We start from the raw sequence: 23,778 nt of genomic DNA on the forward strand, positions 1-23,778 counted from the left end.
CGCGGGCGCTCCCCGTCTGATCTGGAAATCAGGATATTCTGTCGATGGCATCGGCGATGGCGGCGGCATTTGCCTTCATCAACGAGAAGCTGCGTTTTTCGCCTTCGGTCAGATGCGGGCCAATATCACGGTCGGCGCCACCGTCGCTCCGCGCCAAGCTGTAGAATCTGGTGATCCGTTCCGCTGTTGTGGCGCCGATACCGGCGGTCAGCGTGACCGCCTGGCTGATCTGTGCCTTGGTCTTGTGGCGGGCCAGTGCAGACGAGATCGCGCCGTAGAGACTGCCCATCTTGTACACGGCGTTCGCTTTCGGCGGCGGATCGCCCAGGATCTTGAGCTTCTTGTCCTCGGGCCGGGCTTTTCCAAGGGCCGTGGTCTTGTCGATGCCGCCCGGCGCCACTTGTGCCATGTTCGTCTCGTCATGCAGATCGCGCGTGGCTTCGGTGCGGTAGGTCGAGGGAATTGTCACCTCACGCGTCTTGCCGGAAACCGGCTTGAGATTGGTGTCGAGAACCGCCGCCTTGGTCTTGATGACCGAGTCGATCTTGTACCGCCCGGTGGAGCCGATCTGTTCCAGCTCCTTCTTCTTGGCCTCGATCTCGACCGAATATTGCACCCAATGCCTCTTTTCGTTCACCCATTCGCGGATATGGGCCTCCATCTTCGCGGCATGGAGCGAATTGGCATGGTCTGTGATCGGGAACAGGTTGTCGTCCCGGTTCCCCGGTCCGCCCAGGCGGAAGCCGAGCAGATGGCCGCGGATATAGGATTGCCGGGCATCGTCGCCCTTGCCCTTTGTGGGCAGCTTTTCGAAAGCCTTCGACAGCGTGTTGCCGGCGGCCGGGCTGCCCTCCGGATGATCGGGACCCAGCGGTTCGGTCTCCATCTTCACCCCCGCTGGCTGAGAACCGCCCGGTGTCTGGATCTGACCTTCCTTGAACCAGATCTTCGTCTGAAGACCGGCGCTGCCCCGGCCAAGCAGATCCGGCGTGCCGGTCAACGCCTCGGAAACGTCGATGGCCGTGCCCGGGTTGATGGCGATCGCAACGTCAAACCCTTTCTTGAGATCCCCCGCGTAGCCGATGGAGGAAAGACCGAAGCGTTGCCTGATCGCCGGGAAGCGGTCGTCGAGGGCATCGCTGTCGCTGACGGATTTCGACACCGCCCGCACCGCATCGCCGGCGGCTTTCAGATCCGCTTTCTTGTCCTCCATCGTGCGCGGTTTCGGCGCGGGCGGCTCGTCGAGGGTCTTCAGCGTGATCGGTTTCGGGTAGCGCGGTCCGGTTGACGGAGGGGCGTCCTTCTTCTGAACGGTGGCATCTGGTTTGTCGCCGGGGGCGCCAGCCGCTGCGCCGGACTTGCCGCCCTTGCCGGCCGCACCCTGCGCATCCGCCTTTTTCACGGCGGATTTGTCGGGCCCGGCCTTCTTGGGTGGTTTCTTCTTTGCGGGCGCGGGCGCGACCGCCTTCTTGGTGGCTTTCTGGCTCACCTCGGGGGGAATCGGTGCGGGAGGTTTGGGCTTTTTCAGCGCGCCTTTCCATTCGGCCTTGTTCTTCAGCGCCTCTTTCGCGCCAGAGGGCTTCGGTCCGTCCTTGGGCATGGCGTCCTGGATCATTGACTTGGCGTCGATGTTCGAGGTCTTGAAATCAAGCGTCGGGGCCTCGGGCTTGCCGAAAGTGTAGGCCATCTTGGCTTGCAGCGCGAGATCGGGACCGACGTTCCACATCCATTCCGCCAGCTTCCAGTCGTTTTCCCAGACCGTGACCCAGAGCGCTTCGACCTCGGCCCAGGCGTTGAGCCCGATCTTCAGCCTGGCGCCTGCGGCCATGGTCGCGACACCCTCGATCTTGTAGTCGCCCGCCTCGTAGCTCAGTTCGGGCACCACCGAAATTGCGCCGTAGATCCCGGCGGACGCCACCCCCTCGATGCCGCCGGTCAACGAGCCCAGCACCACATCGAGCCCCAATCCCGCGCCGAACGCCACATAGGCCTCGACATAGGCCGGGATGAACAACTCGCCCGAGATCGCGAAGCTTGGCTCGCCCTCGTTGCCGATGGTGTAAGAGCCTGTCACCTTGATGTCGCGGAAGACGCCGGGGCCAATCCCCGCGCGGATCCCCGCCCGCACCCGGATGACCGCCACCAGGATCGCCCACAGCGGGATGTTCTGGCTGTACTTGAACAGCTCCTTGTCGACTTTCTTTTCGTCGAACAACGGCACCGGGTCGGTGACCACGATTTCGCCCGAGACATCGATGGTCCCGTCGGGGTAAACCTTGGCCGTCAGCGAGCCCTGAAGCGTGGGCATCAGCTTGGCCGTAACCTTCCCGTCGCCGCTCATCTGCAGCGCGCCTTCCGGGGTCTGTGCGACGTTGACGGTGACGGTGCCCTTCAGCTTGCCGTTGTCGGCCTCGTAATCGATCGTCGATGTGCCGGCCCAGAGCCCCTTTGCATAGGTCACCCTGGCCTTGCCACTCAGCCCGTGCAGCAGGTTGGCATCGGTGGCGATCTCGGCCTCGCCCTGGAAATCACCGTCGATATAGTCGACCTGGAACCGTGCCTGCTGCAGCCCGGTGATCGTCAGATCGGCGGTCATCCCAAGGTTGACCCGTCCGTCCTCGGTATAGGACCCGCGCAGTTCGGCCGCGCCCGCGGGGCCCAGCGTCACGCCCACCTTGCCAGAGAAGGAGACCTTGCCGGTCTCGTCCATCTTCGCGGTCAAGGCCCCCTTGGTGACCGGCAACCCTTCGGGGAACTTGTCCTTGCCGATGGTGACCTTGCCCGCGATCTTGCCTCTCCTGAACGCCCAGTTGCCCTTGACGTCGGCGATGCCCGGCACGGTGACGTCGAAGTCTCCCTTGCCCTTGAACCGGGCGTTCTTGTCGATGCTGGCGGTGACACTGGCCTTGCCCAGCCCGGCATAGGTCATCTCCAGCCCTTCGATCCCGCCGCTCGGCTTGCCGTCGGCATAGGTGACGGTGACCTTGCCGGCGGTCAGTTGCAGCCCCTGAATGCCGTGCTTGAAGGTACTCGCCTCGGCCGAAAGCGTGCCGGCGAAACGACCGGCCGGAGCACCGCCTTCGCTGGCATTGTCAATGCTGAAGGCTCCCTCGACCCCTTTGAGAAACCCGGCCTTCAGGGTGAAAGACCCGCCGCCCGAAAGCGTCCCGTCCTCGCCGAAACGCATTTTGGCGGTGCCTTCGGCCAATTCGCCGTAGTCCAGCTTTGTGGCCTCGACCTCGCCCGACAGCTTGCCGTTGGTCAGCCGGATCTCGCCACCGCCCTCGGCCTTCATCGCCTTGCCGAAATTCCTTGGGATCAGGTTGGTTTTCTTGATCTTGATGGCGCCGGACAGCTGTCCGGCCTCGTCCAGTTTCAAGGAAATCCTCGGACTTCTGAAAGCGCCGAGCGTGGTCTTCAACCCTTTCAACGCGAACGACGGCTTGCCCTTGTGATTGACGGTGACACTGAAGGACCGCGCCTCGACATGCGGAATTGCGACGCTCGATTTGAGCGTCAGCCGGGCGCCACTTGTCGATTTGGTCGATCGCGGTGGTTTGAACTTGATCTCGTTGATCTTCAGCCCCGGAACCACGTCGGCAAACCGGCCCGGAGAGACGGTGAAGACGCCTTTCTTCTTCTCGCCGCTTTGAAGCAACGTGGCTGGCAGGGTCACGCCGCCCGCGATGTTCACCTTGAAATCCCCGTTGTCCAGCAACCCAAAAAGCGCCGCATTCCCGACGGCCGCCGCATCTGGTTGCGCCGGGGCTGTGGTCTTCGACGCGGGTTGCGCCGGGAGGGCATGGGCCTGCGTGGTTTTCATGGCGGCGGGTCCGGCGGTGGCGAAGGCGGAATCTCGGACCCGTGCGGCGCAAGCGTGGCAAGCCGTGCGCGCAGGCGCGGCAGGAAGTCTGGCAGCAGCTTTTCTCGTTCCGCGCGCGCCATGGCTTCCTGCAGCACCTTGCGGCCGCGGGCGTCAAGGGTGTGGGCCCGTGCCACGACAGCCTGTGCGGTGCGGTCAAGAAGACGCTCCGGCGCCTCGGACAGCACCGCCGACAGAGCCGCCCAGGGCGCATGGGCCGGATCACGTTCGAGGGCCGCCAGAAAGCCCGAGATCGCCGGTGCCTGCGCATTGTCTCCCAGAGCCGTGGGCGGCGCTTCCCGCATCGCAGCGGGCCGGGTGTCGTCGGGTTCAGGTCTCCGGTCCGGCGCGGGCTTGGCCTCGGTCTCGGGCACAGGCGGATCGGTGCTTTCGACCGGTTCAACGGTATGTCCCTCCGGCCGGGCGGTTTCCACCGGCGCGGGCGGGTGTATCGCTTCTTCCATTGGCGTTTCAGCGCGTTGTTGCCGCGACACACCGGCAGCGCGGACCATTTCCCCGACGGCGTGATTTCCGTATTGCGCCTGAAGCATCCGGGCCTCGGCATGCCGCGTGGGTTCCGGGGCAGTCCGCCGGTCCGAAGCCAGGTCGGTCGAAACCACCGCCGCTTGCTTGTCCTCGCTGCCGGTGCGTTTATCCCGCCGCTGGCGCGGCATGCGATCGTCCAGCCAAAATCCCCAGGTTTCGGTCATGCGCCTGGCCCTCCCACGGCGCGCAACTCGCTGTAGAACTCACCAAAGATGGCCCGGCGCAATGGCCTGCCGTTCTTGACATACTCCCGGCCAACCGCCCGCATGGCGTGGCGCATGGAAATGGCGGCGCCTTCTGCCGCTGCCATATGCGCGGCAGCCAGGCAGCAGTTGCGGATCTCTCCGCCCGTCAATTCGAACCGCTCGGCCAGCAGAGCAAGGTCCAGGTCCTGCGCCATGGGTGCTGCGGTCTCTTGCAGCCGCTGCCACAGGCGCAGCCGGTCCGCCGTGCCCGGCGCCTGAAACTCGATCACCATGTCGATGCGCCGCAAGAAGGCCTCGTCCAGATTCTGGCCCAGGTTGGTGGCAAGGATCGCCGCGCCCCGGAAACTCTCCATCCGCTGCAACAGGTAACTGACTTCGATGTTGGCATAGCGGTCATGCGCATCGCTGACCTCGGACCGCTTGCCGAAAAGGGCATCGGCCTCGTCGAAAAACAGCACCACGTCGGCACGGTCCGCGGCCTCGAAAACCCGGTCGAGGTTCTTTTCGGTCTCGCCGATGTATTTCGACACCACGCCAGCCAGATCGACCCGGTAAAGATCCAGCCCCAGCCGGTTGGCGATCACACTGGCCGCCATGGTCTTGCCGGTTCCCGACGGTCCGACGAACAGCGCCGTGGTCCCTGTCCCCTTGCCGAAGGCCGGCCCAAGCCCCCAATCCGACAGCACCCGCGCCCGCTGTCGCCGGGTCTCGGCGAAATCGTGCAACTGCTGCAGGGCGGCCCCGTCGAGAACCAGATCGCCAAAGCCGAAGGGCGTCTCCACCCGCTCGGCAATGCCCTGCATCGGCTGGCCCGCGCGCCGGCGAGCGGCCTGGCGCAGTTGCGCCGCCACCCCGCCCTGACGGGCTACATGGTCGGCCAGTTCGGCGACCTCCGTTGCAGGCAGATCGTAACTCGCAGCCATCTCAGCGGCCAGGTCGGTGTCGGTCAGAACGCTCTCCCAGACCGCGCGACGTGCAGCAGGCGAGAGGGGCGGCGGGGTCACCTCGACCGACGCCAGCCCGGCCCCGTACCAGTGCAACGCTGTTGCCGACGTGACGACAGCGGGTCCGTCGAGCAGCGTTGCAACGGCGGCCTGCACCGCAGGCGGTGCCGCGTCGAAACCGATCAGAAGGGGCAGGTGGTCATCGATCCGCGCATCTCTCAACGACGTGGCAAGAAGACCGGGCACGTCCGCATCCGGGCGCGCGGACCAGCGGCGCCAGTCGATCACCCGCACACCCGACCATTGCGGATCGGCAAGCGCTGCCGCAACGGCCCCGGCATCGCCACCTTCTGACAGATCTACCGTGACCGGACGGGTCAATTCCCCGGCAACGGCAAGCTCGGGCGTCATCCCGACCCAGGCCGGGCGCGCCAGCGGCGGCAGGTCCGGGTGACACGACCGCGCCCGCGGGGTGTCCAGCAAGAGATCCACAATCTCTTCGTCAACCGTCATGGGCAGCGCCGAAAGCGGCCCCTGCCCCGGTGCCCGCAACAATGCGTTGCGACGCAGCGGCGACAGCGGGGCAAGCATCTGCCGAAGCGCCGGCATGTCGATGCCCTGCGGCGCCATCAGGTGCTGCGCGATGGTCAGCGTGAAACCGCGCCGCCCCATGTCGTCGTGCAGGAAGCCGTAGACGCGCCCGAAACGGTCGTCGATGGCCGGTGCCGCGGCCGCCAGCAGCAGTTCGAACTCGGTCACGCTCAGACCGAACACGCCACAAAGATGCGCGGCGGGCAGCATCCGTTCGGTCGCCGCCAGACGCTCTGCGATGGCCGCCTCGGCCGCAGAGATCGTTGCATCAATGTCCAGGTTTTCCGCGATGACCTCGCCGGTCAGTTCCCGCAGCAGGCTCTCGGCATCGTCCTCGGACAGGAACAGGCCGAGGAAACTCTCGTTTCGGCCTGGCCGCCGCAGCGCGCGAAGAATCGACACCTCTCGTTGCAACCGCAAGGCCAACAGGGCCAGCGCATCGCCCAGATAGTCGCGGGCACGTGTATAGCCGGTCATGCGGACCCTCCCCGATCGCGGATGCGGATAACCAGGTCGCGGTCGTCCAGCCACGGGATCGGTCCCTGCCAGCCGATAGCGCCGGCCATCGAAAGCACGATGCCAAGCGGTATCGGGTCGAGCGTCACCTCGGCGGCGTCCGGCAGCCAGTGAAGCACGCCGCCGACGTGCAGAAACTGCTTCCGCATGTAGGGGGCCGAGGACCCGGCGAGCCCCGGCAGGCTGCGGGCCGCATGGGCAATCACCGCCAGCGCCCAGGCTTCATCTCCACTTGCCTCCGACACCGCGTTTCGCTGGGCCTGTGAAAGCGGCTCGAGCACGCTGTCTGGCACCATCGGCCAATCGGGCAGTGCGCGGCGCGCATCGGCTGGAAACAGCCGGGCGATCAGCGGATCCGTCCGGGCCAGGGCCCGCCGTTCCGGTGCCAGCAGCGCCACGGCGATCGCATGTGTGGCTTCGGGCCCGAGCTTGGCCGGGATGTCCAGTCGTCGTAGCGTCGTCAGGCACAGCGCCACGCCCGCGAAGGGCGAGGCGATCATCGTGTCCGCCACCACCGGGGGAGGTTCGACTGGTTCATGGGCGGGGACCGCCGGCTCCGGTTCGGCACCTGTCTTGTGGGGCGCGTCCGCCCCGACCGCCGCTTCCACCATGCACAACAGGGACGTCATGCCGTGGCGCGCGCCGGTCCAGTCAGACAGCCGCGCCCGGATCCCCTCCGGCAACGCCCCCGGCCCTACACGGTGCAGCACGGTGCGTATGGCCGCAGGCGTCACCGGCCCACCGGCGAGGGCAGACGCAAGTGCAACCACCGCTGACGCGATCTCCGCCACGGCGACAAGACGGGCAACCTGCGGCGCGCTGTCTGCCAGCGCCGCCCGGAACACAAAAGTCAGGGACAGGGCCTCGGGCGACAGCCGCTGCCAGGTCTTCAGGTTGCCGCCCGTCACCACGGGGATGACAACCGCTTCAATCTCTTCCCGAGACGGCGCAGTCCCCGGCGATTTCCGAAGCGCGTCCAGAACCTCCAGCACCTCCGCTGCGCTCAGGCGCGCGACCAGACGGGCCGGGTTGCCCCGCCGTTCGGCCCGGCGCGCAAGGGACGGAAGATAGTCCGGGCGTGACTTCAGAATCTCCACGGCCGCTTTGGCAGGCGCCAGATAGCGCAGCGGTGCGAAATCCTCGAAAGCCCAGTCTGGATGCCCCGCTTCGCCAAACCGAGATTCCAGATAGGCGGCGGCGAAATCGCCGTGATCGGCAAAGACAGCGACGTTGATCCCCGGACCGGCCACAAGCTCACTGTGCAAAGCGGCGGCGATGCGGCGAGCCCAGACGCGGGCAAGATCGCCGCTGTCCAGCTGCGCCCGCCCGAGATCGAACGCCAGCGACAGCCGGTTGATCCGGATCACGCCACCGATGCCGGAAAGCGCGGGCGCAAGCGCCTCGGCAATGGCATGAGGAAGCCGGTGCCGGGCGACATCGTCCAGGCGGGCTTCGACCGCCGGCCCGTCGGCGCGCCGTCCGAGCAACACACAATCGGTCCGGATTGTCCCGAATGTCACCGGTACGGTATCGCCAGCAGCGGCCTGGGTCTGATCAACTCGATCCGCCATCGCGCCTCGCAATCAGCGTTCTGGCATTGCCGATAAATCCCGTCGCCGTTTGGGGAGAGACCCGAAGCGCGGCGGCTACGCGGTCGGGCGATGCCGTGGCCAGTTCAACCGCATCGGTGATACCAGCCGCGCCGAGTGACGCGTTCCGTTGCGGGCCGATCCCCAGGACATCGATCAGCGGCGGCGCGGCCGGCTGCACATCCCGCAACGGCCCCGGATCGACAAGGACAGGATCGACCGGGTCGATGGGACGCGGATCGATGGGTGACGTTGTGCGCGGCCCCGGATCAGCGATCACCGGTCCGGTGGGATCGAACGGTGGGCGCGGGTCCGGGATCGGTGTCGGTCTGGGATCGACGGGGATCGGATCCTTGGGCACGGGGTCGGTCGGCCTCGGATCCGGTCTCGGCTGCTCGGGCCCGGACGGCTTGCCGGGCACCTCTTCGCGCTGGCACAGGCAGTGTTGCCAGTTCTGCAGGATTTCCATGCCCAGCAACAAGCGCTGTGGTGTCCGACTGGTTCCGATCAGCTGGCCGCCCCGGAACCCCAGCGCGGCAATCACGACGTAGTTCGCGGACTCGGCAACCATTGTCGGCATCGGCAGAACCGGCCGCTTGTCGGCCGGACCGCAGATCAGGGCGTGCAGGCGGTCGCAATCGGTTTCGTTCGGCAAATGCGGGTCTTCGAGCGTACAGACGATCTCCAGGCAGACCGCGTGGCAGTCGCGGCTGAAATGCGTCGTGTTGCCCGGATGCCCGCAGCCCTCCGGCATGGCGGCAAGGGCGTCGGAGGGTGTCGCGATCGGGCGCGCCACGAGATAGGCCACCCCGGGCCGCTCGCCTGAGGCCAGGGTCTTCTCTCGACCGGATCCCTCCGCCGTGCCGGTCTTGGCGGCCATCCCCGGAAGTCGCGACTCCTCCCCGGTGGTCCTGGTGTCCGCATCGATGTCTTCACAATCACCGTCATCGCAATCACAGCCAGCCTTGCGGACCAGCACACGGATGTCTTCGATGGTCACGGCACGCGGCAGGTATATCTCGTCGCCCAGCGGCGAAATGGCATAGCCGGGCCCCACCAGCAGGCGGTTTTCCTCCGCCCGCAGGTCGAAACCGCACACCACGCCCCATCCGTGCAAATAGCGCGCCATCCGGCGGGCGCGGTTGTCCTGATACCGCTGCTCGAGCGTCAGATCCTCGGCCCGAACCACCTGCCGGTCGAAATAGCGCGGCCGCTTTTCCCCGTTCGGATGGCAACAGTCCGCCGCCATCGGCTCCTTGCTGATGTCTTCGCGCCGTATCATGAGACGAACCAACTCTCGAACAGGCCACCGCCAGACCCACCGCCCGTGGGCAGCTTGCCGCCCACGTGGTCGCCATCGGCTGGCAGGCCTTTTTCATCGACAAAGAACTCGCTGCGCAGACGCACGCGAAACCGCTCGCCCTGATCGATCCCGAGCGAATTGAAGCTCTCCTTGTCAATGATCAGCCGGGCACCGATGGCAACGTCCAGATCCGGGTTGGGCTGCACGTCCGAGATGAAAGGATCGCCCGGTCCGGGCTGGTAGTCCTCGATCGCCTCGCAGATCATCTGCGGGATCACGCACCAGCATTCCAGCGGGAACTCCGAGCGTCCGGATTGCGCCGGATGGCTGCGCAGGATTTCGAAGACAAAGCTCGGGCCGCGCCCCGGCAGGTCCGACTTGCCACTGATGAAACCACCGACCGCAACAGGGTGGCGGAAGGCGACCGCGATGCCGACCTCGGTGAACAGCCGATCCACATCGGTCCCGACGTCCCCCAGCGCCCTGTCATGCGCCCAGCTTACGGCCACGATCTGGTTGTAATCGACCACAGGGGCCGGGTCGCCCGGATCGCCCTTGGGGCCGGGCGGCCCCGTATCGCCCTTGGGTCCTTGTTGCCCCGGATCCCCCTTGGGGCCTTGCTGACCGTCTGCACCGTCCGCACCGTCCTCCCCGGCCTCGCCACGCGGACCGGGGGGGCCTTCGGCCACGCCCTGAGCAAGAATGCAGTCCACGACCTCCTTGAGAACGGCATTGGACGGCGCCAGCGGCCGGTAGGTCAGATTGTCGATGACCGCATCGCCCTCGGCGTTGGCCCCCGCGTCGCGAATATCGGGCGGCGGATCGCCGGCGTAGCCTTCAATATGGGCGAGAACCACACGACCGTCGTCGTCCCCCTCGCATGTCGCACAGCCGTCGATGATCTGGCGGAAATGCGCCCCGCAATCGGCTTCGCGGATATCGACGACCGCGACCAATCCCCGGTCCGGGTTGCTTTCGGGATCCTGATCATCGGCGGTGACATAGAGCGTGTCGCCTCGTGCCGAAAGGCGTGCGAACCGCCCGTTGCCGGCAATCGATTGCGCTTCGCCTGCAAGGGCATTGGCGTCGGGCGTGTCGCCAGCAGCAGTGGCCGCCTCGACCGAGATCGCCACGACCTCCGGGTCGGTATTGGCGGTCTGCTGCAGCACATAGGCCCAGCGTTCGGTCGGCGCGAGCGCGAGGTCGAGCGGTTGGCCTTGCCAGCGCGCGCCGCGACCGCGCGGCACGAAGGTTGTCATGTCCTGGCTCAGTTCAAGCCGCCGCAGATCGGTGGGTGATCCAGTGCCGGTGGTGCGGGTCAGGGCGTAGACCAGCGTGTTGTCGCTGCTCCATTTCACCGCCATCACCTGTTCCTTGGCGGCCAGGAAGGACAGATCCGGCGCGAAGACCTCGGCATTCTCGCCGCGGGCGAACAGCGTGGTCGTGTCCAGCACCTTGATCGCGCCGGTGCGCGCAATGGCCCTGTCGGCAATCAGCAGGTGCTTGCCGTCGCCCGAGATTTCGAACATGGCGGCCCCGCGATAGGCCGGATGGTCGGCCGTGCCGAGCGGCGCCGTGAATCCGGTTTCGACCGGCCCGACACCCGTTGGCCCGGACCCGGGCGCCCCATCGGCGATCCAGGCGTCTATGGAGTCCTGCGACCAGCCATGGAGCCTGCCACTGACCGTCTCCAGCGCGTAAAGCGCGCCATTGCGGGGCGACACGGCCAATCGCACGGGATCCTCCAGTGCGATGATGCCCAAGGGGTCGGCGTTCTGGCGGATCTCGGATTTTTCATAGACGCCGATGCCGGCAACCTCGCCGTCCCAGGTGCCCGACAGATAGACCTGATCGCCAATGGGCGAGACCTTCAGATCGCCGGGATTTCCGGGCCCGTCCAGCGCGGTGACGAGGTCGTGGTTCTCGCGCCGGTAGACATAGACGCGGGAGTCCGGCGCGTCGTCCTCTTCGGCCAGACCAAGCGTCATGCCGGTCACGTAGAGAAAGGCTTCGTCCTCGTCGACGGACACGCCGCGCGGCGACTGCCGATGCAGGTTCAGCGTATGCCGCCAGTTGAAGTCCGGTGTCAGTGGCGTCTCAACCGGTTGCACAGCCCCCTTTGGCCGCGCCTCAACCACCATTTCGAAGCCTTCAACGATCCGCCCGGGAAGCTGACCTCCAGTGCCGTCGCAATCCGACAGGATGACCGGTGCCAGTTCGCCCGGTTCGTCGCAGCGGCGGATGGCGAGGAAAATGTCGTCCTCGGTGCCCGGCGCGGTGTCGAGCGCATCGACCAGATCCTTGATCCGCACCAGCGTGCGCTCCGGCACGATGATCTCGCGTCCGCAGCAATCAAGCGCCAGCCCCGGCTCCAGCACCACGAACCGGTCTCGACAATCGGGCGACGGATGCTCGACGATGCGCAGGCCGCAGACCGTTCCCGCGCCGTGAAGCTGCGCATTCAGCAGCTGCCGCTTGCCGATGTGATAGCTCTGTTCGTCCTGGAAATCCCGGGCCAGCAGCAGCTTGCCATCGAAATAGGTGTTCCGCTTCGGCTGGTGCAATCCGCAGGGGATGCAGGTGTCTTTCGTGGTGTCTGACATGGGTCCCGAAGCTCCTTGTTCAATTCAATGTTGTCGTCCCCAGGGCGGGGCCACCGTGGGCGGTGTGCAGGGTCTGGCCGAGGGCGCCAGCACCAAGCGGCTTGGACGGCCAGTCCCCAAGGATGGTGTCCACGCCGACCATGGACTGCGCGCCAATCCGGAGACCCGGACCGACAAGGCGAATGTCGGCGACGGTATGGGCGGGTTTCTGGGCCTCGATCAGATCTAGGATCTTGGCCCGCGCCGTGCTGTCGGGCACCGCGGATGCCGGCAGGACAACGGTGAAGTGATGCGCGTAGCGGCCTTCGCCCTGTGGAATCGGCAGACCGCCAATGTTGGGCCGGGTCGCGCCCCCCGCCATGTCCCAGTCGCGCAGGTGGTGGTGTTCGATGATCACCGGCATCGGATCGGCCAGTCCGCTGTGCCACTGCAGCAACCGCCTCAGCCCGGCGACGGTGCCACGCTCGCGGAAGAAAGTGACCGAGGTTTCGATCATTTCGCGGCGGGTCTGGTCCGGCCATTCGGCCAGGAAACGCCAGTCGAACCACCGGCCAAGCCAGTCCAGGAAGTCCCCTGCCGGCACCGCGTGGGGGTCGAGGTGGGCGGCAAATGCCGCGTTCAGCGTGGTAATCTCGGAAAAGATCGTGTCGGAATAGCTGAGCAGCCGGTCGAGGAAATGCGCGCTTTCCGGATCCTGGCGGAATGGCGGCGGCAAAAGCTGCAACGACGAGCTGCGCGGGCCGAATATGTCCACGCCCTTGAGAAGCGGCGTCGCGGCCCCGTCGCCAAGGAAATCGACGCGCAGCCACAGACGGCGGCCCACGGGGCTCTGGATCAGCACCTCGGGCACTGCGGTTTTGGCGTCGATCACCAGCGCGCCCGACCAGTCCGCCTCGGCAAGGGCGGCGATCCGCGACGGCTCCAGCGCCGCGTCCGAGGTATAGCTGCGGACCACCAGCCGGGTGCGGTCGGGGATCTCGGCCTCCAGTGCCACCCGGTGCCAGGCAAACCCGTCGCGGTCGCCCTCGATGGCCTGCGTGACCAATGACCCGTTTCGCGGCAACACCAACCGTTTCGGCCGCGCCAGAAGCGGCAGCCCAGTGCCCTCCAGCGTGCCGGACCGGGTCACGGCCAGACCGACAAGGCGCAGCGGGTCGCGCGGCGGCACGTCGTGGATCAGCCCGCCGTCGGCATCCGTAGAGAGCGCTGGCGGGGACAGCGCGTCCGGCAGTTCGGCGTCGACCACCCTGCCCTTCGGGTCCAGAATGGTCACGCCGCTGCGGTCGATCACCAGCACCGTGCCATCGCTCAGACAATCACATGTGCCGTTATCGGCGCAGGCACATCCCGACCCGCCGCCGCCGCAGCGGTGCGGCCCTGGATCGGCGATGACATGCAGATGCGTCGGTCGGTCCAGGACTCCGGCCCCGCCGGCATAGTCGCGATCGAGCTGCCAGTGGGCATCGAAGCGCAGGATCCTGTTGCCGTCACGGTCGGCGACGTAGGCATTGCTGTGGGCGTCGAACCCGATCGCCGCCGGGGCGACGCCCGGAAGATCAAGGCATTGCCGTACCGCGCCCGACGGCAGCACGATCACCAGCACCCGCCCGACACCGGTCGCGCCGCCCGCGTCGGCAATCGCCAGATCCCCGTTCGGCGCAATGGCCAGGTCCACCGGTTCCACCAGCGCATAGGGGTCTGCCGAACGACCGCCCGGTTCGACCCCGCAGACCTCCGGATCCGGGACGGGCCGTGCGGGCCAAAGTGCGGCGAAGGGCCAGATCGCGGGGGCCGCATTTGGGCGTTGCGGCGGATAGGCGATTTGTCCCGCCACCGGCGTGTCGGGACGCGGGGGCGCAAGCCAGGTCAACACCCGGCTGCCGCCCGGATCGGCCAGGAACAGGCGGCCATCGGGCGCAATTGCAAGGCCGGTCGGTAGGGTTCGGCCGCCGAAGGTGCCAAAGGGTTCGGTATCGGCAACGGCTCTCTGCCCGGGAACGCCGAGGCGCAGGCCGGTCCCGGTGATGACAAGCCCGTCGGGCGTCCCTTCGATGCGCCAGCCTGACAGAGGGTCGAGCCGGGCCCAGGGATGGGAGGTGGGTCTAGCCGAAACTGTCATAGGTCACCTGGAATTCGATTGCTTCGCGCGGCAGATGCGGCAGCATGCCCTTCGGCAGTCCAAGCACATCGGCCACCGGGTCGGTGTCGCCTCCGTCGGCACGGGCGATGGACAAGTTGGAAACACGCCGCACGCCGTCCACGCCCAGCAGCAGGTCGTAGAGATCGGCATGGTAAATCGGCTCGCCAAAGGGCCAGCCGTCGCCCGCCGCGCCGCCCCTCAGCGGATGCAGAAACGTCAGGACCGCGGCGATGGCCGCGTCGGAAACCGTCTTGATGTCGGCATCCTGCCCGATGGTGATCCGGGCTTTCAGGGACGACAGATCCGCGTAATCCGGCGAAGCCACATGCAGTTCGGTGGTGATCAGCCGCCGCGGCTCGAGATACCGGCAGACGGCCCGCAACTCGGCCTCAGAGGCCAGCGGTGTGTCTTCGTCATTGGCGGGCAGGACGATGACCGTAACCGCCCCCGGCTGCGCGTCGAGCTTCGGGGTGCGGTCGCGGTCATAGTCGTGACCGGCCACGGCATAGGCCTTGTGAACGGCCACACCGGGGGTCTGCCTTGCAAGAAAGGCAAAATCCTCGGCGCTGACCGCGCGGTCCCGGACGCGCAGCGTGTGCGGTGCCCGAAGGCGCACGTCGTCATCGCTTTCCGCATCCGAACCGCCTGCGGCGGCCCGGGGATTGGTCACCGTGTCCACATCGCGGATCGCCCCGCGCAGCTTGGTGATCGTGCCGGGGCCGACGTTGCCGATGGCACCGCCGCCCGTGCGGTAGCGCACAACCCGGATTTCTGCCCCGGCCACGGGGATGCGCCCGCGCTTGCCGTCGCCGAATGTCACCACGCCGGTGGTGGGATCCAGCGTGTAATGCGGATCGCCGGGCTGCGAGCGGAAGAAATCGTCCACCCGGGTCCAGCTTTCGCCGCCAACCGTGATCTCGGCGTCGGGCGCGCCGCTTTCGGGATCGAAATAGACCGGCACCCGGGCCAGGGTCAAGGTTTGCCCCGGCCGACCGTCCGAGGCCCCGAGCCGTTCATCGAGCCGCGTCGAGGCACCTGTCGCGGGGATGGTATTGAGACGGATTTCCGCAAGCGGCGCCGGCGTGTAGTCCGAGGGATCCCTGAGCACCGCGCGCAACCAGTGCAACCGCCGCGTCGTCTCGGCGAAGACCGGCACCGGCGGCAGGGCATAGGCGTCCGCCGCGAGCTTGCGCCACTCCTGAGGGGTCAGCGCCGAGGGGTCCACATCGAGATTGTTGTCCCGGATCTGGTCGGCAACATCCGCGCCGGTCTTGCAATTCTGGGTCGCCGCCGTGGGGTCGCAGCTGAGCACACGGTTGAGATCCTGGGTGTCGGTGAGCCCCATGTTCTGCCAGGCATCCTCGTCGAGCGCATCAAGCAGGCCTTCGAGATCCTGGTCCAGATCCGCAAGCAGCTCGTCTTCGGTCACCGGCGGGCGCACTTGCGCCAGACCGAGGTTTTCCCAGATCGCATCGCGGTCAAGCTGATCCATGCTGGCCCGGCCGATCCGTTCCGGGATCTCCAGCCGCACATGGCCGGACCGGGTCAGCCCCGCCGTTTCGTCCCCGGCCACCGACAGCGTGACCCAGCCGGTGCTGGAACTGCCATTGCCGGTGATCTCGGTGTCGGGCGACGACCCGGTGTAGACCTGCCACTCCACCTGCCGCACGGCCTCGGACACCTCCCAGGGGAACAGGCACTGCCGCGACAGCGATGTGTCGATCACCTCTTCGGTCGGAGTGCCGTTGGTGTCGGTGCCTTCCACCGTGTCGAAGGGCTGGGAGGCATCGACAAAGATGTCGATCTGGCCCGACGGGAAGACATCCTGCGCATAGTCGTTCAGCGACCCCTTGATATGCGGGCGCAAGACCAGCCCAAGCAGCATGGTGGCGTTCGCAACCGGCGCCTCGCCGAACGGCAGGAAACCGGGACGCCAGTCCGTCGCGGCTGTCTTGCTGTCGTATTCGGTCACCAGATCCAGCGGGTGAGCCCCGGCCCGGCTGACCATGCAGGCGCCGATGGCGGCGTTGATCGCCCGCAGCGAATAATCCGTCTCGAACAACACCTCTTCGGTCAGGTCCGGGTCGTCCACCTCGACCTTCGCGCCCTTCGGCACCAGCACGCTCAGCGCATCTTCCGGCGTGCTCAGCTTCTTCAGCGTCACGGCGAGTTCGCTGCGGGCCGCATGGGCGGGCCGTCGGGTGATCTGCAGCAGATCCAGGAACTTGGTGTAGGTCAGATCCGGAACCCGGTTCAACTCGAACAGGATGGTCTCGGTCAGCCAGGCGTTCAGCTTGACCAGCGTCATGCCCGGATCGCTGTCGTTCAGATTGGTCCATTCGGGCGTATAGCGGGGGATCCGCTCGCGGGCTTCCTTCACCAGGTCATCGAAGGTGCGGCTGTCAAGGTTCGGGGCGTTCAGCGGCATGGGGCGCTCCTCAGGCAAGGCCTTCGTTGATGAAGAACGGGTAGACCAGATTTCCGGCGGCATTGTTGGCGCGGAGCCGGTAGTCCACTTCGATCAAAAGGGTATTGGGGGCATCGAGATGCGCGGTCGCCGCAACCGAGAGCACGTCAATGCGCGGCTCCCAGGTGGTCAGTGCCGCGCGGACCTCGGTCTCGATGATCGCGCGGGTGTTCGCGTTGTTGGGGGCAAAGACGTAGTCGTGGATGCCACAGCCGAAGGCGGGCTCCATGATGCGGGACTTGCGCGGCGTCGACAGGATGATCCAGATCGCCTCGGCAACCGCGCGTTCGCCCGAGACATAGCCCAGCCCGCCGCGACCGTTGACGCGGATCGGGAACTTCCAGCCCTGGCCCAGGAACTCTGCCATCGCTCAGCCCCCCACCAGGACGGTCGGAAAGGCGCTCAACACGGTGCCAACTGCGTTGCGCGTGTTCTGGCTGGTGGTGTCGCCGAAGCGCACGACCCCTTGGCCATTTGCAAAGACCGTGGAGGAGAACGTGGTCATCTCGCAGGCGCCCTTGATGGTGCCGCTGGAAATGCCGCCACCGGCGGTGCCGGCCTCGTCACCGCTGGAGGTTTGCACCACGCTGTTGGCCAAAAGCACTGCGGTGCCGCCCGCGGTGACCGGATTGCCCGCGGTGCCGGCCACCGGGCTGGCGTCGGCAAGCTGGGCAATATTGGGATAGGGGATCGGCACCGGACCGCCCGGCGTGGGCGTATTGCAGACATCGGGAAAGGCAAAGGCAATGCCGCTGGCGGTTGCGATGGGCTGGGCCATTGTCAGTCCTCCCTCACTTCGAGACGACGGTAGCTGTCAGGCGGCACCTGCTCCCACGGCCAGGAGATGCGCCAGACCGCCGAAACCGTCGCTGCATCGGGGCGGATCACCAGCGTGTCTAGGGTCATCGCGCCCAGATCCACCGGGCCCCAGAAGGCCTCGCGGTCGGGTCCGCAGCCGCAAAAGGCGAAATAACGCGCGGTGAGCGTCGGAAAGCTGTAGCTGAACCCGAAGGTTTTGCTGCCATCGACTGCCTGATGAAAGATCGCGACCGTGCCGGTACTGGTGTAGGTCCGACTGAACGCCGAGAAGCCCCCGCCCGTGCGCCGGTGGGCATTCCAGAAATGATCCAGATTGCCGCTCTCGCTGGCGGGATCGAAGTCCGGAAAGGCGGGGCGGGCCTCGTCCAGCCGCGTCGCGGCATCGCGGGGATGCCAGCCAAAGAGATTGACCTGCGTGTCCGGATCGCCGGCATTGTTGGCCCCTGCCGTGCGGGTCAGCCAGGTTTGCGCGCCGGAACCGGAGTCGATCTCGACCCGTCCGCCGATGTCGCCGCCGTGGTGGCCCAGAACAATCACGTCCCCGTGGTTTTTGCGCACGACAAGGTCGGATTCGCGCCGCACGCGGATCAGGTCGTCCGTGGGGTCGGTGTTGCCCTGATCGTCGACAATCACCACATCGTCGCCTTCCAGAATTGCCTCGCCCCCCGCGTCCGGGATCAGCGCGCCTGCCGACACGGTGAAGGACCGCTTGACGATGGCCGCCCCGGCGTCTTCGGTCGCCGTCGGGCCCGCCCCCCGCAAACCGCGGATGAACCTGGCCGAATAGCCCGTGTCGGTAGGAAAGAGTGTGTCCATGTCCATTACGGATTCAGCTGAATCGTCGCTCCCTTCAGTGTCAGTGTGCCGCTGCATTCGATGTCGCCGTTGCCGCTGACCTTGATCGCAAGGTTGCCCGGCGTCTCGATCTCGATCCCGTCGCTCTTCATCACCACCTTGTTGCCGTGGGCATCCTCAAGCGTGATCCCGTCGTCGCCGCCGCCGTCGAAAAAGGTCACCGAATGCCCCTCGCGGCTGACGATCCGGCGTTCGGTCGGCTCGGTGGAGGGGGGCGCCTGATCGCCGTTCCAGACGTAGCCCAGCACCACAGGATGGTTCAGCCCGCCCATCAGGAAGCCGACGACCGCGATGTCTCCCACCTCAGGCAAAAAGTGCACCCCGGCCTCGGCCCCCGCCATCGTCGCCGCGACCGGCGCCCAGACCGATTCCACGTCGCTGCCGAAATTCATGAAGGCCACGCGGATACGCCCGAGCCCTTCGGGATCGTCGACGTCCGTGACCTCGCCCAGAACCAGACCGTGCATGACATCACCCACGCAGCACCTCCTTCCGGGCCTCGAAGCTGGTTGTGTAGCCTGCGGCACCGAGCGTGTGGGTGGATTTGGTGATCCGGTAGAGACCCCCGAAACGCGGGCCGATCCCGGCAATTTCGACCACCTGTCCGGCGCGAAGCTCGGGGGCACCGACCGTCGCGGCCGAGGCCGTCACCAACTCGCGTGCGATTTCCTTGAGCCGCCCAATGGCCAGCCGCCGGGCATCGGCCTCGGTGCGCACGGTTTCGTCGGCGTCGATATACACAACCGCATCCCCGAGCGCGTCTTCCAACTCGCTGTCCGACTGCGGCCCCAGCACTTCGGGCGCCACGTCCAGATCGGCCCAGGTCGCCTCGGCCAGCACCCGACGCCCGTCCCCGGTGCGGGTGATATCGCTTGAGCGGACGACAACTTTCTGCACCTGCCCGCGTGTCGACAGCGTCGGGGTAAAACTGGCCAGGCTGCGGCCCCATTCCAGCAGCGCCACCGCGCTGTCCTGCGCCGGTTGGGTCATCCGCAGCACCGGCCCGGCATCGCCTTCCTCCAGCGCGATAGAAAGCCCGGCCTCGGTCGCGCGGCGGAACACCTCTTCGTAGAGCGTGCCGTTGACCGTTTCGGTCTTGGCGTCCTCCTCCTCAAGCCCCTGCGGGCGCTCGGTAGTGACCCCGGATTCGCGCAGCAGCGTTTCGGCAATCCCCAGCCGCGTGCCCTCGTAAGTGCCGTTGACGGTCACCCGTTGCAACTTGTGCAGGTCATTGAGCACCCGGATACGACAGGTCGGCGCGCCGCCGGCGGGAAAACTGGTCGAGATCGAGACCACCGTCCCTTTCATCACAGGGGTCAGATCCCCCGCGCCCAGATATCCCATCTTCAGGTCGACTTCCGCGCCCGGCTGGAAGTTCGGAAGGTCGTAGCGGCCGTCGGCGGACTTGCGCGGGCTTCCGCTCTCGTCCCAGGGCGAGGAATACTTCGGCAGCCGGGCGACTTCGTCCCAGTCCCCCAGCGCGAATTCGAAACTGTCGATATTCTCCAGATCGTCGGTGAAGGTCACTTCGAGCACATCACGGATCACCTCCTGGCCGATATTCTGGCCCTTCAGCGCGATCTGAAAGGCCGGGGCAAAGAAGGTGCGGTCCTGATAGATGGGGTCTGCGGTGGTTGTCATGGGCGGCTCAGACGGTCGGCGGCAGGGTCAACTGCATGCCGGGTTGAAGGTGTCGGACGTCGGAAAGACCGTTGGCTTCGGCGATCAGCCGCCATTTGGCGGGATCGTCATAGGCCTCGTAGGCGATCAGCGGCAGGGTCTCGCCCTCGCGGACGGTGCGGACGCGGGTGTGGTCGGCGGAGCGGAAGTTGATCAGGTCGACCTGCTCGGACAGCGTGAGGTACTCGCGCAATTGCAACGAGACCGTGGCGCGCAGGGGGATGCCATCGGCGTTGAACAGGGTGAAACGGCGCGCGCAACTCAGCACGATCGCGTCCATCGCCGCCGAGGGTTGCGCATTGTCGCCCAGGGCTACGCCGGGAAAATCGGTGCCCCAGGTCATCCGGACGATCGGCGGTGTGTGCAGGTTGCCGTCGATGGTGACGAGACGATGGAACTGGTCCACCTGCGGCTGGACCGAGTCCGCCCCGGCGCCGGTCCCGGCCTCGGTGCTGTCGAAGAACAACTCCAGCGTCAGGGCTTCGGACTCTCCGCGGACGAACTGGATGATCGGCTGGTCGATGCCCGGAATCGCCACATCCGAATATTGCGCCGATTTTGACAGGGCCAGTTCCGTCGGGTTGTACGGCACCATGATCGGGCTGCCATTTGGCTGCTTGTCGAGGGTCAGGCGCTGGAAAGTGAGCTGTACCATCAGAGCCCCCGGATTCCCGGTCGTTTCGGATGATCGACACGGGTGTCACGGTCGCGCGCGGTCTCGATCCGCCGTTTCTCTGCGATCCGCTCCATCACCGCCTCGGCGATGCGGTCAAGCACATCCGGCGCGAGCAGCGCCTCGGCGTCACTTACCCGAACCCGGCTTTCCACCGTGTTGACCCGGATATCCATTGGAACGATTGGCATATGTCCATCTCCTCAGAAAACCGCGTCAAGCACCATGTCGAGCGCCTTGCCCGGCGACATCATCAGCGTCAGCTTCTCGTGGGCGATCTCCAGCCGTTCGATCGAAAGCGCCGAGGACCCGGCGTTGAGCGAAGGCCCGGTCCATTTGATCGGCAGACCGCGCTCGAAGCTCCAGGACTTGATCGGCACACGCATCTCGTTGGCCAGCAGGATCATCCCGTTGCGCCGCTTTCCCTCGCCCTGCAGAAATTCCTCGTGCCAGAGGTAGATGTCCTCGGAAAAGCCCACGCCCCGGCTCAGCACGATGTTGGGAAAGGTGAACCGGTCGGGGAACTTGTGGACCCGGTCGTTCACCCCGCCGGCGCGGTATTCCACCAGGCCCATTTCGCTTTCCAGACCGCTGCACTCCGCAAATCCGCCAAGCACGAAGGGCGCCACCAGGGAAACCGCCGTCGAGACGAGCGAGCTGTCATCCACCAGCACGACGTAGAAGTTGAAGGCCGGCAACGGGTCGAGACGGGGCAATCCGGCCATGGCGCTACTCCCTGACTTCTATGGCATCCAGTGTCCGGCCCAGCCGGAACAGGATGAACTCGAACGGAATCGATGGGGCGACGCCGATCTCGACGATCATCCGCCCGGCATCTCTGTCCGCTTGCGGGTTGTTCTCGAAATCCGATTTCACGGTGAACGCCTCGCGCGGCGCGGCCCCTGCCAGTGCGCCCTGCCGCCAGAGGCCTTCGAGCAAGGTTCTGACGGTCAGCACCACGGCCTGCCTTGTGATCGCGTTGTTGGGCTCGAAGACCGCCCATTGCAGCGCGCGTTCCAGCGTCTTTTCGATCGCGTCGACCAGACGCCGCGAGGTGATATAGCGCCAGTCGGGGTTCGACGAGAGACTGCGGGTGCCCCAGAGACGTATGCCCCGGCCCGGGAAGGCGCGGATCGCATTCAGCCCGATGGGGTTGAGCAGCGCCTGCTCGGCATCACTGATGTCGAGCGCAACGCCCTCGACCTGACGCAGTTGCAGGTTTGCCGGGGCGCGATGAATGCCGGTCTCGTGCTCACCAAGGGCCAGGGCGCCGCAGACATGGCCACATGGCGGTTGCAGGGCTGTCCCCCCGGTCTCGCCTGCCGGAACCCGAAGCCACGGTCCGAAGAAGGCCCCGCGGGCACTGTCGCCCAGCTTGGCCCGCCAGCTGCGCAGGTCGTCCAGCTTCATTCCCGCGGACGGGGGATCGAGCACGGCCACGCGATAGGGTCCGACAATCGCAGGGCTCATCATGGCGGCCTGCACCGTGAGGATTTCGCTTTCGGTCAATTGCCGGGGATCGACCAGGGCTTCCAGCGCGAACTGGACTGGCGGGCCCGTGGTGAACTCCACCGCCTGCGCAAGGGTTTCCAGATCGGCGAAACCGGCCTTGGCAAACCGCAGCGTGACAAGGGCCAGCGGCAAGCCGTCGAGCAGGAAGGTTCCGTCAGCGGCTGTGGTCGCAACGCGCCCCTGCCCCGCGACCTCGACCCGCACGCCCGGCAGCGGCTGCGCGTCGCTGCCGGTGCCTGCGGACAGCACAAGCCCCGTCAGTCGTCCTGCGGCCGGCGCTTCCAGCACGCCGCAATCGATCTCGGGTGGCGGTGGCGGTGGCGAGACCGGTTCGGGGGCCGGTGGTTGCAGAACAAGGTCGGGTGCGGCGACCAGGGCAATCTCGTCGACCCGCGCCTGCGACACGGCCTGCGCCGCGCCACTGTGTGGCGGTGCCCCCAGTGCCCGCAGATAATCCTCGGCCGTCACCGTCGAAACCGCATCCCAACCGCCCGACAGCTGAACCGAGGTCAGCGCCGGCCAGGTGGCGGGATCGGTCCAGTCAGTGGCCGCGTCGGTATCAAAATCCGGCGCAAGGTCGAGGTTGCGGCATTCCTCGGCAATCACGCTCTCCAGAGCACGGCTGTGATCGGGATGGGGCCCGAGATTTTCGAAACGCTCCACCAGCCGGCCATCGACATAGATATCGACGCGGAACTCTACCGAGGCGATCCGGATGGCGGCCGTGGGGTCAAGCGCGGGGCCACCAGTGTCCAGCGCGTCGGGCGGCGTCTTCCACCAGACCATCTGCCGGGCGGCGTCGATCCGAGCGATCTCGGCGGTCGCGGTGATGGCTTGGCCAGCGATCTCCTGGTGCAATTCGAGGATCGAGTGCGGTTCCAGCCCGGCAAGGTTGAAAAGTTGGCTGGCCATGCCGTCCTCAAGCCGCCCCGGCTCGGTTTCGGCCGCGACCAGCGATTGGCGCAAGATCTCCACGCGAAGCCCGTTGCCCCAGGCGCCGGGGTCCGGGGTGCGTCGGCCGTAGGTCTGCACTTGGGCGTCAAACGCGGCCGCCCAGGCCTGCGCGCCGGGATTGCCGCTGCCCTGCAACGCGCGCGGGTTGATCCGCGGCCAGGGAAAGCTTGCCCGCGCCCGCCAGACGCGGTCCGGCACCTGGACGGTTGGATCGTCGGGCACGATCGCCGCCTCGGCAGCCTGCGCCCCTTGTCCGGTCACGCGGACGATATAGCACACCGTACCGCCGGTTTCGAAGAAGGCCCCGACCGCGCCCGCAAGGTGTCCGGGCACGAAGGGCGCCCCGAACAGATCCTCGAACTGCCGCCGGCTTTCGATCCGGACCGGCACGCCGAACGGGCCGCGCCGCGCATAGCCCAGAAAAACCGGCACATCACCGCGCTCCAGCGGCCCGGTGGCCCGCACGGGCTGAACCGGCTCGATGTAGATTCCGGGGGTCAGTGGCATGGTCATTGGCG

17 protein-coding genes are annotated in these 23,778 nt (G+C 66.6%); all 17 read right to left on the reverse strand.

Translation table 11 applies throughout. The features are described from left to right. Positions 1 to 28 precede the first annotated feature (28 nt). The 17 genes from AB0T83_RS11770 to AB0T83_RS11850 are packed head-to-tail and all read right to left on the reverse strand — an operon-like array spanning position 29 to position 23,773. On the reverse strand, positions 29 to 3,823 hold the full coding sequence (locus tag AB0T83_RS11770) for a DNA/RNA non-specific endonuclease (protein WP_366193258.1): 3,795 nt from the start codon (positions 3,821 to 3,823) through the stop codon (positions 29 to 31). Continuing rightward, positions 3,820 to 4,572, reverse strand: coding sequence for a hypothetical protein (locus AB0T83_RS11775; protein WP_366193260.1), 753 nt, complete (start codon positions 4,570 to 4,572; stop codon positions 3,820 to 3,822). The genes AB0T83_RS11770 and AB0T83_RS11775 overlap by 4 nt, the downstream gene beginning before the upstream one ends. Beyond that, entirely contained in the window at positions 4,569 to 6,626 is a 2,058-nt protein-coding gene (locus AB0T83_RS11780; RefSeq protein ID WP_366193261.1) for an ATP-binding protein, read from the reverse strand. Before AB0T83_RS11780 ends, AB0T83_RS11775 begins: the two co-directional genes overlap by 4 nt. Further along, positions 6,623 to 8,248 carry a hypothetical protein gene (locus tag AB0T83_RS11785; RefSeq protein ID WP_366193263.1) on the reverse strand — a complete coding sequence of 542 codons (1,626 nt, stop codon included), beginning with the start codon at positions 8,246 to 8,248 and terminating at the stop codon, positions 6,623 to 6,625. Before AB0T83_RS11785 ends, AB0T83_RS11780 begins: the two co-directional genes overlap by 4 nt. Beyond that, a complete protein-coding gene (locus AB0T83_RS11790; RefSeq protein WP_366193264.1) occupies positions 8,220 to 9,536 on the reverse strand; it encodes a helix-hairpin-helix domain-containing protein in 1,317 nt (438 codons plus the stop codon). Before AB0T83_RS11790 ends, AB0T83_RS11785 begins: the two co-directional genes overlap by 29 nt. Beyond that, complete coding sequence (locus tag AB0T83_RS11795; protein WP_366193266.1) at positions 9,533 to 12,160, reverse strand: hypothetical protein; 2,628 nt, start codon at positions 12,158 to 12,160, stop codon at positions 9,533 to 9,535. The genes AB0T83_RS11790 and AB0T83_RS11795 overlap by 4 nt, the downstream gene beginning before the upstream one ends. A 19-nt stretch (positions 12,161 to 12,179) precedes the next feature. After that, on the reverse strand, positions 12,180 to 14,279 hold the full coding sequence (locus AB0T83_RS11800) for a phage tail protein (RefSeq protein ID WP_366193268.1): 2,100 nt from the start codon (positions 14,277 to 14,279) through the stop codon (positions 12,180 to 12,182). Beyond that, on the reverse strand, positions 14,263 to 16,728 hold the full coding sequence (locus AB0T83_RS11805) for a putative baseplate assembly protein (RefSeq protein WP_366193269.1): 2,466 nt from the start codon (positions 16,726 to 16,728) through the stop codon (positions 14,263 to 14,265). The genes AB0T83_RS11800 and AB0T83_RS11805 overlap by 17 nt, the downstream gene beginning before the upstream one ends. Positions 16,729 to 16,738: 10 nt before the next feature. Next, positions 16,739 to 17,134, reverse strand: coding sequence for a GPW/gp25 family protein (locus AB0T83_RS11810; protein WP_366193270.1), 396 nt, complete (start codon positions 17,132 to 17,134; stop codon positions 16,739 to 16,741). 3 nt (positions 17,135 to 17,137) lie between these two features. Beyond that, positions 17,138 to 17,545, reverse strand: coding sequence for a DUF4150 domain-containing protein (locus tag AB0T83_RS11815; RefSeq protein ID WP_366193271.1), 408 nt, complete (start codon positions 17,543 to 17,545; stop codon positions 17,138 to 17,140). 2 nt (positions 17,546 to 17,547) lie between these two features. Beyond that, positions 17,548 to 18,459 carry a hypothetical protein gene (locus tag AB0T83_RS11820; protein WP_366193273.1) on the reverse strand — a complete coding sequence of 304 codons (912 nt, stop codon included), beginning with the start codon at positions 18,457 to 18,459 and terminating at the stop codon, positions 17,548 to 17,550. Beyond that, positions 18,408 to 18,920, reverse strand: a complete 513-nt coding sequence (locus AB0T83_RS11825) for a phage baseplate assembly protein V (RefSeq protein ID WP_366193274.1) — start codon at positions 18,918 to 18,920, stop codon at positions 18,408 to 18,410. The genes AB0T83_RS11820 and AB0T83_RS11825 overlap by 52 nt, the downstream gene beginning before the upstream one ends. Further along, positions 18,913 to 20,082 (reverse strand): phage late control D family protein, encoded by a 1,170-nt coding sequence (locus tag AB0T83_RS11830; protein WP_366193275.1) that lies wholly within the window; start codon positions 20,080 to 20,082, stop codon positions 18,913 to 18,915. Before AB0T83_RS11830 ends, AB0T83_RS11825 begins: the two co-directional genes overlap by 8 nt. Before the next feature lie 7 nt (positions 20,083 to 20,089). After that, positions 20,090 to 20,776, reverse strand: a complete 687-nt coding sequence (locus tag AB0T83_RS11835) for a CIS tube protein (protein WP_366193276.1) — start codon at positions 20,774 to 20,776, stop codon at positions 20,090 to 20,092. Beyond that, positions 20,776 to 20,985 carry a hypothetical protein gene (locus tag AB0T83_RS11840; RefSeq protein ID WP_366193277.1) on the reverse strand — a complete coding sequence of 70 codons (210 nt, stop codon included), beginning with the start codon at positions 20,983 to 20,985 and terminating at the stop codon, positions 20,776 to 20,778. Before AB0T83_RS11840 ends, AB0T83_RS11835 begins: the two co-directional genes overlap by 1 nt. A gap of 12 nt (positions 20,986 to 20,997) precedes the next feature. Beyond that, positions 20,998 to 21,519 carry a phage tail protein gene (locus AB0T83_RS11845; RefSeq protein WP_366193278.1) on the reverse strand — a complete coding sequence of 174 codons (522 nt, stop codon included), beginning with the start codon at positions 21,517 to 21,519 and terminating at the stop codon, positions 20,998 to 21,000. Between the two features lie 4 nt (positions 21,520 to 21,523). Next, entirely contained in the window at positions 21,524 to 23,773 is a 2,250-nt protein-coding gene (locus AB0T83_RS11850) for a phage tail sheath C-terminal domain-containing protein (protein WP_366193279.1), read from the reverse strand. Positions 23,774 to 23,778 lie beyond the last annotated feature (5 nt).

The organism is Meridianimarinicoccus marinus (assembly GCF_040689105.1).
GTDB lineage: Bacteria > Pseudomonadota > Alphaproteobacteria > Rhodobacterales > Rhodobacteraceae > Meridianimarinicoccus > Meridianimarinicoccus marinus.